Annotated in this window: 12 protein-coding genes and 1 tRNA gene; 5 read left to right on the plus strand and 8 right to left on the minus strand. The window is 54.8% G+C overall.

The window, feature by feature from the left end; genetic code table 11:
* Positions 1-369: 369 nt before the first annotated feature.
* The 6 genes from GOW04_RS10330 to GOW04_RS10355 are packed head-to-tail and all read right to left on the minus strand — an operon-like array spanning position 370 to position 5596.
* A complete protein-coding gene (locus GOW04_RS10330) occupies positions 370-1308 on the minus strand; it encodes an HAD hydrolase-like protein (RefSeq protein WP_171232500.1) in 939 nt (312 codons plus the stop codon).
* The gene (gene phnE / locus GOW04_RS10335) at positions 1272-2087 is read right to left on the minus strand and encodes a phosphonate ABC transporter, permease protein PhnE (RefSeq protein WP_171232501.1); all 816 of its coding nucleotides are present in this window, start codon (positions 2085-2087) and stop codon (positions 1272-1274) included. Before phnE (GOW04_RS10335) ends, GOW04_RS10330 begins: the two co-directional genes overlap by 37 nt.
* The gene (phnE, locus tag GOW04_RS10340) at positions 2087-2902 is read right to left on the minus strand and encodes a phosphonate ABC transporter, permease protein PhnE (protein ID WP_171120782.1); all 816 of its coding nucleotides are present in this window, start codon (positions 2900-2902) and stop codon (positions 2087-2089) included. The genes phnE (GOW04_RS10335) and phnE (GOW04_RS10340) overlap by 1 nt, the downstream gene beginning before the upstream one ends.
* Positions 2899-3693 (minus strand): phosphonate ABC transporter ATP-binding protein, encoded by a 795-nt coding sequence (gene phnC, locus GOW04_RS10345; protein WP_171207082.1) that lies wholly within the window; start codon positions 3691-3693, stop codon positions 2899-2901. Before phnC ends, phnE (GOW04_RS10340) begins: the two co-directional genes overlap by 4 nt.
* Positions 3694-3753: 60 nt before the next feature.
* Positions 3754-4728: a phosphate/phosphite/phosphonate ABC transporter substrate-binding protein gene (gene phnD, locus GOW04_RS10350; RefSeq protein ID WP_152457390.1), complete on the minus strand. Its 975-nt coding sequence runs from the start codon at positions 4726-4728 to the stop codon at positions 3754-3756.
* 58 nt (positions 4729-4786) lie between these two features.
* Entirely contained in the window at positions 4787-5596 is an 810-nt protein-coding gene (locus tag GOW04_RS10355) for a DeoR/GlpR family DNA-binding transcription regulator (protein ID WP_171232502.1), read from the minus strand.
* A gap of 244 nt (positions 5597-5840) precedes the next feature.
* Between GOW04_RS10355 and GOW04_RS10360 the strand changes: the two genes are divergently transcribed.
* The 5 genes from GOW04_RS10360 to GOW04_RS10380 are packed head-to-tail and all read left to right on the plus strand — an operon-like array spanning position 5841 to position 11240.
* Positions 5841-6305: an NUDIX hydrolase gene (locus GOW04_RS10360; RefSeq protein WP_171120775.1), complete on the plus strand. Its 465-nt coding sequence runs from the start codon at positions 5841-5843 to the stop codon at positions 6303-6305.
* A 58-nt stretch (positions 6306-6363) separates the two neighbouring features.
* On the plus strand, positions 6364-7389 hold the full coding sequence (locus GOW04_RS10365) for an ABC transporter substrate-binding protein (protein ID WP_171207080.1): 1026 nt from the start codon (positions 6364-6366) through the stop codon (positions 7387-7389).
* Positions 7390-9606 (plus strand): iron ABC transporter permease, encoded by a 2217-nt coding sequence (locus GOW04_RS10370; RefSeq protein WP_171232503.1) that lies wholly within the window; start codon positions 7390-7392, stop codon positions 9604-9606. It begins immediately after the preceding gene.
* The gene (locus GOW04_RS10375) at positions 9603-10673 is read left to right on the plus strand and encodes an ABC transporter ATP-binding protein (RefSeq protein WP_171232504.1); all 1071 of its coding nucleotides are present in this window, start codon (positions 9603-9605) and stop codon (positions 10671-10673) included. Before GOW04_RS10370 ends, GOW04_RS10375 begins: the two co-directional genes overlap by 4 nt.
* Positions 10674-11240, plus strand: a complete 567-nt coding sequence (locus tag GOW04_RS10380) for a histidine phosphatase family protein (RefSeq protein ID WP_171232505.1) — start codon at positions 10674-10676, stop codon at positions 11238-11240.
* Positions 11241-11243: 3 nt separating this feature from the next.
* Here the strand turns inward: GOW04_RS10380 and GOW04_RS10385 are convergent, their stop codons facing one another.
* Positions 11244-12035 (minus strand): inositol monophosphatase family protein, encoded by a 792-nt coding sequence (locus GOW04_RS10385; protein ID WP_171232506.1) that lies wholly within the window; start codon positions 12033-12035, stop codon positions 11244-11246.
* A gap of 349 nt (positions 12036-12384) precedes the next feature.
* Positions 12385-12470, minus strand: a tRNA-Leu gene (locus GOW04_RS10390).
* Between the last annotated feature and the right edge of the window lie 7 nt (positions 12471-12477).

Below are 12477 nucleotides of genomic sequence, written 5' to 3' on the forward strand. Positions count from 1 at the left end.
CAGTACGCCGGTTCGGGGACTTGATTCGATGAGATAGACGGCGACTTGTGAACGGTCCCGAAAGAACCCATAAAAAGCTAATGGAAAAAGTACACGGTTTCTGAAACCCGCTGTGGACTGAGGCCTTGAACCTGATTGAGATATGCTGCGAATTGCGGTCAAAGCGGCCGATACGTCAGTTTGTTGGGATGTGTGATAACAGTCCAATCCAGACATGAGTTCAGAGTTCTGTGGTTGCGGAGGAGTTTTCCAAAGCCGCCGCTCACACGTGGCACTGCATGTATATGGTCGGCATGTTTGCCACGCGGTGTCAGCCGACATACGAGTAAGCGTTAACAGGAAAACGCATCTAAGGGTGACGCCTTAGAATCAAGGCCGGCTTACGACAAAGTTTGGGACTATCCCTGCCTTTATGATCGCTGCTTCAACATCATGCCCTGCGAAGAAACCGTATCCCGAGATGAGGGCGGAAGCTATGCCTGCTTCTCGTGCGCCCAGTATGTCGGTGTGCAGGCTGTCGCCCACCATCAGAACCCGAGACTTGTCGATGTGCCCGAGACATTGGAAAGCAAGATCATAGATATTGGCGAAAGGCTTTCCAAAGAACTGAGGGGCGACGCCTGTCCGGTCTGCCAGCCGGTGCGCGTAAAGACCGGGTTCCTTGGAAAAACCGTACTCGCGCGGAGCGACAATGTCAGGGTTGCCGACCAATACCGGGCGGGGACGCTCTTGCAAAGTGGCCTCCAACATGGCTTGTCGCGCTTCAGTCCAAACCGCTGACCCGATCAACAAGAACCCGTCGACGGTTTCGTAGGGCTTCGGGTCATCCTCCAGATAGGACAGTTTCAGACCCTCCAGATCGCAAAGGCCGGCACTGGGAGCCGCCATCAACCCCCACTGCAAATCACTTTGGCCGTTCAGTTCAGACAACAACGTGGCCCGGCTGGTGATCACGTCTTGTGGTGCGAAATCGTAACCAAGCCTATTGTACTTCTCCATAAGAGTTGCGTGGGGAAACCCGGCGGCATTCGACACGATCAGAACACGTTTGCCAGCGGCTGTCAGCGACCTGACCCGATCTGGCGTTTCGGGGATCGCCGTATCACCAATATTGAGAACCCCGAAAGCATCGAGGAGGAACACGTCAAACTCATGAGCTATGTCCTCCAGCGTGTCCGCCTGGCGATAGCTCAATTCGGTAGATCTGGTTTGCGGCAGGCGATGTCGCACAGCCTCGTAGGCGTCAAAAGCTTCTTGCACAGAGAAACCGGTCAAATGATGGCCCCTCGTACTTTCGCCGAAACCCATTCGCTGATCATAACCGCGACGAGAATGACAATCAGGATCAGGCTGACTTGTGGCCAAGCCAGAACGTTGAGCGAAGCCGACAATTGCAACCCAATGCCACCAGCACCAACCAGCCCGAGCACCGTGGATTCGCGGATGTTGATATCCCATCGAAAAACGGCAATGCCTGCAAACGCGGGCAGGATTTGCGGTACGATCCCATAAGCCATGACCTGCCAGCGTGAAGCACCGGTTGCCGTTATTGCTTCGACCTGCGTGTGATCAATCTCCTCAATCGCTTCGTAAAGAAGCTTTGCGCAAAACCCGATTGAACGAATGGCGATTGCTATGACACCGGCGAACACTCCGGGACCAATAATCGCGATCAGAAGAAGCGCCCAGATCAACGAGTTGATAGAGCGAGTCGAGACAATGACCAACAGGGCAATCGGCCGTATGAACAAAGCCGATGGCGTGGTGTTGCGGGCCGCCAAAAAGGCGACGGGCACTGCCATGCATAGGGCGATGATTGTTCCCAGGGTGGCAATGTTCAGAGTGTCCCAAATCGGGCGGCCCAGTTGGGTGATGTACTCCCATTTGGGAGGCGTTGCCCGGGCCCAGATATCATTGGCGATGCGGGGCGCGTCCCAGACGAAAAACCAAGTGGTCGATGCCGAGATCAACTGCCAGCAGTAAACAAAGATCGCCACGCCCAACAGCCAGCCGAACCAACGAACCAAGCTCTGACCTGTTGTCCGGCGACGCCAGATTTGCGCATCGTCGCGTTCAAGTATCGGCATTACTGAACCCTCGCTCGAATAATTCCCGAAAGGTATTCCAGAGCCATCACGATGCCGATGATCAGAATGAGAATGGCCGCCGCGGTGTCGTATTCATAGCGGTCGAATGCGGTGTTCAAAGTCGCACCAATTCCGCCAGCCCCCACAAGCCCGAGGATCGCGCTTTCCCGGAAGTTGATGTCGATCCGATACATGGAAAGGCCCACAAGTCGCGGCATCACTTGCGGCTGAACTCCATAATTGATCCATTGTGGCCAACGCGCTCCAGAGGCCTTGATCGCCTCGGCCTGAACCTTGTCCATGGCTTCGATATCTTCGGCCAGAAGTTTCGAAAGAAACCCGATGGTGGCGAAGGAAAGCGTCAGAAATCCGGCGAGCGGACCAAAGCCGAAGATCGCCACAAGCAATATGGCAACGATGATCTCTTGCAATGCCCGGCTTATCGCAACAATGCCTCGGCAAATCATATAGACTGGCAATGGCGCGATGTTGCGTGCAGCCCCCAGCCCAATCGGGATCGATATCAGGATACCCACGACCGACGCGGCCACGGTCATCACGATACTCTCCAGAAGGCCGCTCCAAATATCTGACCACCGTGAAATGAAGTCTGGGCTGGTGAATGCAAGCACAAACGCCCAGCCGCGATCCAGCCCTTCATAGACACGACCCCAATCGACTTCGATGGTCATAAAGGCTGCGATCAGGTAGGCGAAAAATCCAAGGAGCAATGCCCAGCGGAGCACTGGGTTCTTGACAAAGGCAGGTTTACGCCAGCCTTTTCCCAGCATGTCGTCCAGTTCTCGATGGCTCATTCTGCGGCCTCGACATCTTCATCTTCGTCCACTTTTTCGATGGTTGCTTCCCAGTCTTCTTCCCCATAGATCTCGGTCAGCTTCTCAGGGGTAAGGCCGGTGGGAAGCCCATCATACACAATTTCGCCAAATCGGAGCCCCACGACGCGCGGAACAAACATCTGAGCGAGCGCCACATCATGGATATTGATGATGGCTGCCAATCCGCGTTCCTGACATAACTCGGTGATCAGCCGCATTATCTGACGGCTGGTTTTGGGGTCCAGCGACGCAGTTGGCTCATCAACCAGCAACAGTTTCGGGTTTTGAATCAAGGCGCGGCAGATGCCCACCCTTTGGCGTTGACCACCTGACAGTTCATCCGCCCGTTTGTCCGCCATGTGCAACAGCCCCACCCGATCGAGCAAGCGGAAGGCTTCGTCCACATCCGATTGCGGATACCGTCTTAGGAAGCTGCGCCAGAATCCCACGTATCCCAACCTGCCGGACAATACGTTTTCCATCACAGTGAGGCGTTCAACCAAAGCATATTCCTGAAAGATCATACCCATTTCGCGGCGTGCTTTCCGCAGCGCGCCCGATCCGAGCTTGGTCACGTCAACGTCATCCAGAAGGACACCGCCACTTGAAGGTTCAACCAAGCGGTTGATGCAACGGATCATGGTAGATTTGCCCGCGCCCGAGGGCCCGATCAACGCCAGAACCTGTCCTTTTGGAACCTCAAGATCAATCGCCTTCAGCGCCTGATCTCCGGTCTTGTATGTTTTCGTCAGCTTTTGAAGACGCAGCATGAAATGCCCCAGATTAGGGTGAACAGCGGGCCCTTTCGGGCCCGCCGGATGAGCCAAAAGTTATTGGCAGGCGTAAGAGACGCCATTTGCCGCGTCAATTTTACGAATGACGTCCCAAAATTCCTGATAGGTCATCTCGAGGAATTGGCCTTCGTTCGATTTCGAGAACTCCGCCTCCAATGTCGTGCCTTCCCATTCGAAATTGAAAAACGCATTGCGGATTTTTTCCTGCAACTCGGGCGTCAGGTTGTAGACGGTGCCAAACCCTGTGGTCGGGAAGGTCTGCGACTTGTAGATCGTAACGACATCATCTTCCTTGATCACATCGCGCGAGATCATCCGGGATTTTACCGAATTCGCGATCGAAGCCGCCAGGTAATCCTTGTTGGCGACACCCAGGATCGAGTTGTCGTGCTTGCCCGAGTAGACAGGTTCGAAATCGCGTTCGGGCAGAAGATCAAAATCGCTTTTCAGGATCGCCGAGGGCGCTTTGAATCCCGAGTTGGATGTAGGCGATGTGAAAGCCAGTTGCTTCCCCTTGATGTCTTCGACCTTTTCGATGCCCGAACCCGGATAGGTGATGATCTCCATCTCGTAACCAAAATTTCCGTCCTTCGAAGCCATGATCGTGAACGGACGGAACCCGGCGCAGTTTACCGCCAGTGGGTTGGAACCGGTATTGAAGCCTGCAATGTGCAAACGCCCCGAACGCATCGCCTCGATCTGGGCCGCGTTGTTTTGAACAGGGAAAAAGACGACGTCCTTGCCAGTTTCCGCTTTCAAATGGTCAAGAAAATCTGACCACGCGGTTTTGTATACGGCGGGATCTTCAACCGGCGTATAGGCAAAAATCAAAGTGTCAGGATCTATCTGCTCGGAAGGATCTGTGGGGATATCCGCGATCAAATCCCCGTCGGCATCACAAAAACGCTCGTCCAAGTCACCGCGCGGACAATCCTGCGCCGACGCCGTTCCACTTATCGACATGAGCGCGATTGCAGATGCCCCAAGCAATAGTTTGATATCGATCTTCATGTTTTCCTCCCAGTCAAGTGCGGTGCTTTTTATCCGCCGTTAATCAGTCATTTCATATCTACCCGGCGACGAGAACGTCGACCCGGGCGCCTTCAATGGCGTTATGCAATTCTCCTGTTGGTTTTTTGTCGGTGATTATTGAATGCAGGTCGTCAAGGCCCCCCACTTGAGACAGGCCTTTCCGGCCGAATTTCCCGGAATCAACAAGAAGGTGACGTTTATCGGCGCGCGACAGCATTGCCCTCTTTATTGCCGCAAAGCCGCGCACTGTTTCTGAAGGGCCATCGGTCGAAAACCCCGAGGAACCAATCATGCACCTGTCGACGTTGAAACGGGACAGAAACTCCAGCGTCTCGGTTCCGATCGTTGCAGACTCAGTTGCCAAGTATTCCCCCGGGCATAACAGCACTTGTGCAGCCCCATGGCCAAGGGTCATGGCTACGGGAATGGAATTGGTGATTACGGTGCAAGATGTGCCAATATAAGCCAGTGCACGTGCCATTTCGATTGTGGTCGAGCCGGAATCGATCATGACCGTTTCACCGCTCTGGATCAGTTCTGCCGCTGTGGCACCTATGCGTTCGCGCTCCTCAACCTGTGCGTTTGTTCGTTCATCCAGACCCGGATAGTGTCCTTGCGCGGCGGCCGATGCCCCCCCGTGTGCCCGCGCTATCAAGCCATCATTCGACAGAGCATCGAAATCTCTGCGAACCGTCTCGGTGGAGACGTTGAACCGCTGCGCCAGTTCGTTGATGCGAACGTGCGGGCGCAGCTTCAGTTCCAGCAATATCTGCTGGCGCCGGTCGGATTTCTTTACCCGGCTGTGGTTCTTTTCAGACATTTTGCCGCGCGTTTTAGTTTTGGACATCCGACGACCCGACTAGGTTTCGAAATCCACTTTTGTGGGCTTTCGGTCATAATGCAATATTTTTTGTTGCATAACCCTCGGAAGGTTGTGAGAATTCGAGCGAACACAAGTATTTCGAAGCGCAAAGCAAAGATGCACAGGCTGATCAAATTCAGAATACGAGCCAAGGCAAAGCGTTGACCGGCCAACTTGCCAACAAGACAGCTTCCTTTTGGTTCTTGATCGTGTGGCATTGAGAGGCGGCATGAGCGACAGCGAAACGGCAGATCAGATTGCGGCGCTTCCGATGCGCTGGGACAAGACTGGCAAGTTGCGCGTTCTTATGGTCACTTCGCGGGACACCGGCCGGTGGGTTATCCCGAAGGGCTGGCTAATGGACGGCAAAAAGCCATGGCAAGCTGCTGAAATCGAAGCGCAAGAAGAAGCAGGCGCCGTCGGCACCATATCGAAACGGCCTATCGGTCATTTTTTCTATGATAAACGATACGAGGGGCAAAGCAGCGTTCGCTGCCGCGTCACCCTTTATCCGATGGTCGTCGAAAAGCTGAAGCGACGCTGGAAGGAAAAAGGTGAACGTACGCGTCACTGGTTTTCACCGGCAAAGGCCGCAAAGTTGGTTCAAGAAAGCGACCTGTCAGATTTACTGAACAATCTGACAGACAATCCAGAAGTCAAAATTGTCATAAAGAAACTTCGACAGGCTGCATGAGGAAGGGCATGAAAGAACCGGGAAACCCGGACGCATCAAGCTCAAAGGGAGGAAGAAAATGAGGAAATTGATATCCACAACGGTTGGATCGGTGATCGCCCTGGCTGCGTCACTGTCGGCGGCACAGGCCGACAAGCTGACACTTTATTGTTCGGCGCAAGAAGACTGGTGCCAACTGATGGCGCGCAGCTTTGAAGATGCAACAGGCATCGACGTCAACATGACCCGGAAGTCGTCAGGGGAAACCTTTGCACAAATACGCGCCGAAAGCTCGAATCCGAAAGGGGACGTTTGGTGGGGCGGTACGGGTGATCCGCATTTGCAGGCCGCCGAAGAGGGCCTGACGATGGAATACATTTCGCCGATGCGCGACCAGCTTCATGATTGGGCGATATCCCAGGCAGAAAGCGCGGGCAACAAGACGATCGGCATCTATTCAGGCGCACTTGGCTACGGCTACAATTCCGATCTTATCGCTGCAAACAACCTGCCCGAACCGGCCTGTTGGAAAGACCTGCTGAAGCCCGAATACAAAGGCCACGTTCAGATGGCGAATCCGAACTCATCAGGTACGGCCTATACCACGCTGGCGTCGATGGTTCAGATCTTTGGCGAGGATGAAGGCTTTGAGTTCATGAAAGGTCTGCATTCGAACATCAACCAATATACCAAGTCTGGGTCTGCGCCGATCAAGGCCGCCGGTCGTGGTGAGAACACCATTGGTATCGTCTTCATGCATGACGCCGTGAAGCAGGCCGTTTCAGGATTCCCGATTAAGGTCGTCGCGCCATGCGAGGGCACGGGATACGAAATCGGCTCGATGTCGATTATTGAAGGGGCGCGCAACGTAGAAGAGGCAAAAAAGTTCTATGACTGGGCGCTGTCTCCAGAAGCTCAGAACCTTGCTCTTCAGGTCAACGCGTTTCAGGTACCGTCGAACAAGAACGCAAAAACTTCGGAGAGCGCGCCAGACATGAGTCAGATCAAGCTGATTGATTATGACTTCAAAAAGTATGGGTCCTCAGACGAACGGAAGCGTCTGTTGCAGAAATGGGACGAAGAGGTTTCGACTCTGCCGCAGTAAATGACTGACCAGACTTCAAAAACGACCCATCCGGTCCTGATCTTCTGGATCACGGCCGGGTGGGTCGGATTCTGCCTGTTACCTTGGTACATGGTCGACGGCGGCCTTTGGTCGTTCGAGTGGCTTTTGGACGGCTATCCATTCGATGAGGATTACGCCCCCGCTGCGTTTCTGATTGGGCAAGGTGAAAAACTTTGGCTCGCTCCGCTTTTGATCGCACTCGCCCTGCCGCTTCTGGTGTTGAAGCGCACCAAATCTGATCCAGTTTACGCCCGCATACTGATCCTGTCAGGGGCGCTTGGCTTTGGCTGGCTGATCGCTCAGGGGTTCAGCATTGGCATCAGAGGTTTCAACTTCAATTGGCTGGAGGCGATGTTTGGCGAACTTGGCGACCGTCAGTTCGGCATGGGCTATGGCGCGATGATATGCGCCTCGAGCTTTCTGTTCCTGCTTACTCAGGGGATTGCGGCAAGGGGTGCCATTAACGGTGACGTCTTTGTCGTAAGCGCCATCGGGGGCGTTATTACAATTGTCACCGCGTTTGTCTTTTTTCCCATCGCGAAGATGCTTTTCGCGGCCTTCATCACCGAAGACGGCGCGTATTCCATCGCGGTCTTCTTCTCGAAGTTTTTCGATGATCGACTGTGGGGTCTGGGGTGTTTTCAGGGCGCGCGTTGTGGCGCAGCCTGGAATTCACTGTTCCTTGCCATCCTCGTTGGCGTCATCACCACGGTTCTTGGTCTTTGCTTTGCACTTGTCGTGACGCGCTCAGGCTTTCGCTACAAGCGCGCGCTGCGGGCTCTGACCGTTCTGCCAATAATCACCCCGCCATTCGTGATCGGCCTGGCGCTGATCCTGCTTTTTGGCCTGTCCGGCTCTGTCACCCGGTTCTTTGCCGAACTGTTCGGCACGCAACCGACACGCTGGCTTTACGGAATGCCGGGCATCCTGATCGCGCAGACACTCGCGTTTACGCCAATTGCGTTTCTTGTTCTGATCGGTGTGGTTGAAGGTGTCTCTCCGTCGATGGAAGAAGCGGCGCAAACGCTCCGCGCCAGCAGATGGCAGACATTCAAGACGGTTTCCTTGCCTTTGATGCGGCCGGGTCTTGCGAACGCATTTCTTCTGGGCTTCATCGAAAGCATGGCCGATTTCGGAAATCCGCTTGTATTGGGCGGGAATTTCGACGTGCTATCGACCGAGATATTCTTTGCCATCGTCGGCGCTCAGTACGATCAGGGCAGGGCCGCGGTTCTGGCCATGGTGCTTCTGTTCTTTACTCTTTCCGCCTTTTACGCGCAGCGTGTCTGGCTGGGGAAGAAAAGCTATACAACCGTCACCGGCAAAGGGGATGCCGGCGTTCATCCACTGATGCCCACTGGCCTTTCTGTTCCGGTGCTGCTCATCGCTCTGGGTTGGGCGCTGTTCACAATTGTTGTCTACGCGATGATCATTTACGGCAGTGTTGTCGAGCTGTGGGGCGTCGATAACTCGCTGACGATCAAACACTATATCACTGCATTCTCGGTCCGCTTCGAAGAAGAGGGTATTCGCTGGACCGGGGCAGCTTGGGACAGTTTCTGGACCACCATAACCATCGCGGCCATTGCTGCGCCATTGACTGCCGCCGTTGGCCTGGTGACCGCCTATCTGCTGACAAGACAAAGTTTTGCAGGCAAGAACGCTTTCGAATTTGGAACAATGCTGTCCTTCGCTATCCCTGGGACAGTGATCGGCGTCAGCTACATCCTGGCCTTCAACGTTCCGCCGATTGAAATCACGGGTACGGGTGTCATTCTCGTTGTCAGCTTCATCTTCCGCAATATGCCGGTCGGCGTTCGTGCGGGGATCGCGAGCATGTCGCAGCTTGACCGCAGCCTTGATGAATCCTCGCTGACCCTTGGTGCAAACTCGTGGCAGACGTTCCGAAATATCATTCTGCCGCTGTTGCGCCCTGCGATACTTGCCGCGCTTGTATACAGCTTTGTGCGCGCCATGACGGCGATCTCGGCCGTCATCTTTCTGGTCAGCGCAGAATATGACATGGCGACCAGCTACATCATCGGTCGGGTCGAGAACAACGACTATGGCCTTGCGATTGCCTATTCGACGACGCTGATCTTCGTGATGCTCGCGGCGGTCGGCTTATTGCAACTTCTCGTCGGTCGGGTCCAGATTGGCCGACGCACACAGCACGGAACGGAGACATCGCCATGACCGACACCAAAATCGGTTCCAAGGCTGCCCCAGTACGCTTTGAGAACGTGTCGAAAGTGTTCGGCAAGGATGTCGTTGCCGTCGACAACATCAACCTGATCGTCGAGGCGGGGAAACTCGTCACACTGCTTGGCCCGTCAGGCTGTGGGAAAACAACGACTCTGCGTATGATTGCCGGGTTGGAAATGGCAAGCTCGGGCAAGATCCTGATCGGAGATCGGGACGTGACCAAATTGCCCGCCACCGACCGTGACGTATCCATGGTGTTCCAGTCGTACGCGCTTTTCCCTCACATGAGCGTGCTGGAAAACGTGATGTATGGCCTTACATTCTCGGGCTTTGCAAAGGATGAAGCCCGCAGCCGCGCTCTGAACGGGCTGGAACTGGTTGGGCTTCAGGGGTTCGACACCCGCCTTCCCTCTGAACTGTCGGGGGGGCAACAACAGCGTGTTGCAGTCGCCCGCGCGCTGGTTCTTGAGCCGCAGGTTCTGCTGTTCGACGAGCCGCTGTCCAACCTCGATGCCAAGCTTCGCCGTCAGGTGCGAGAGGATATTCGGGCAATCCAGCAAGATCTTGGTTTGACAGTTGTCTACGTGACCCACGATCAGGAGGAGGCACTGGCGGTCTCGGATGAGATTGTCGTCATGCGTAACGCAGCAATCGCCCAAATGGGCACACCCCGCCAGCTTTATGATGCCCCGAACGACCGATTTGTTGCCGATTTCATAGGCGAGGCAAACCTTTTGGAGTGCCAAATCGTCGAAATCAACGGCGACGCGGCAACGATAGAAATAGAAGGCTACCGCCACACGCTCCCACGTCGCGGATTGTCCGAAGGACCAGCGACCATCGCCGTGCGCCCCTCACGTCTGGTCATCGGCTCAGACCAAGGCATCCCAGCCACGGTGGCCAAGGCGACCTATGTCGGCGTTCGGATGGAATATACGCTGACTGGTGAATTCGGTCAGGTCTTTGCCGTACACGATGACGTCGATGCGCCGCTTGATCCCGGCGCCGAAATCAAAATGGGCTTTGCTGACAAAGGCCCCGTTCTTTTGCCGGACTAAATGCCGAAACTCATTATCATCTCGCATCCCGAGGTCTCTGTCGATCCGGCCGCCCCGATAACTGAGTGGGGCTTGAATGCTGTGGGCCGCCAACGCGCTACTGAATTTGCATCCAGTGAAATCTTGTCCAACGTGACGCAGATCTGGACCAGTGGCGAGCGGAAGGCCCGCGAAACAGGTGAGATTCTTGCTGCACCACGAGCGCTACCCGTGAATTGCAACTTGAGCCTTTGTGAGAACGATCGCAGCGCAACCGGTTACTTGCCTCGGGACGATTTCGAGGCCGCGGCCGATGCTTTCTTTGTGCAGCCGGATACGAGCTATTGCGGTTGGGAAACAGCTGTCGAGGCGCAGAGACGCATGCATCGCGCAGTAGCGGAGATAATCCAGACGCACGATGCCGGGGATCTTGCAATCGTGACGCATGGGGCAGTGGGCACATTGCTTTGGTGCGCACTTTCGGATTGTTCGATAGACCGCAAGTATGACCAGCCCTCACAAGGCCATTTCTGGCAGGCTGATCTGGCGACACTCAAACCTGATTCAGGTTGGGTCTCTTTGACTTAGACGTCAAGCGCTCCAAGCGTTCTCTGCGATCTCACGCAACGTGTCGAACACATCTGGCGTGCCTGCGATCACGCGCCCGCCGTCTCGGATCATCGCATCGGCGTTCTGATCCTCGACAACGCCACCCGCTTCCGCGACCAGCAATTGCCCAGCCAGACAATCCCAAGCATTCATGTGTTCCTCGACATAGCCCAAAAGGCGTCCGGCAGCGACGTAAGCCAACGAAAGCGCTCCGCTGGCATTTCTGTGAAACATCGCCCCGTGTTTGATCAGATCCTCGATCACGGGTAAAACATGACGGCTTTCAATCCGGTTCGAGTATCCTACGGCCACAGTTCCGTCGCGCAACGGCACTCCTGAAGCGACGCGTATCGGTGATCCGTTAAGTGTCGCTGTTTCTCCGCGCGTTGCGACAAATGTTTCATCCACGTTTGGATCATGGATCACGCCAATCTCCGTTTGGCCGTTGGTGACACCAGCCAGAACAATGGTCCATGCTGGAATACCGTTCACGAAATTCGTGGTTCCATCAATTGGATCAATAACCCAGTCAAAGCCACTCTCTCCCGCTACCGCGCCATGTTCTTCACCGTAAACGCCATCTTTGGGCCAAGTTTCCGCGATCTTTTGACGAATGAAAGTCTCAACGCTCCTGTCCGCCTCGCTAACCCAGTCCTGAGCGCCTTTTTGATCAACGACAAGATTGACCCGATCTGCAAAGAACTTTTTGGCCACTACCCCAGCCTGCTTGCAGATTTCGGTGGCAAAGTCTGTGCGTTCTGAAAGTCGGGACATAGGAGCTCCTTTTTCGGTTGGAGAGGCCCAGCAACACTGTAGGCCAAGCGAAGACCAGGCTCCAGACTGATCGAGTTTCAGAGCCTGTGGGGTCCTCCCTGGAAAATTAGTGAATGGTCTACACGCCATTTCGATCGGATCAATCGTTCTTGTGCACAGAGAAAGACAGCAAATGGATGATTCACCAGGGCACAGGCGTCAATCTGGCGAAGGTTGCTGAACTGGAAAGTCTAATCGAAGAAAAGGCCGCCCGATTGGCAAGCATACCTCACCAAGTGTGGGGCAGAATGTGGGGCACGAAAGGTGCCATATTTTTATTTGTTTTTTTAAAAACGCTTATACGGTTTTTTGGTGCGGGCGGTGGGACTCGAACCCACACGGGCATACGCCCTTCAGATTTTAAGTCTGATATGTCTACCATTCCATCACGCCCGCACGGCGC

The sequence above is a fragment of the Ruegeria sp. HKCCA4812 genome, assembly GCF_013034245.1.
Taxonomy (GTDB): Bacteria; Pseudomonadota; Alphaproteobacteria; order Rhodobacterales; family Rhodobacteraceae; genus Ruegeria.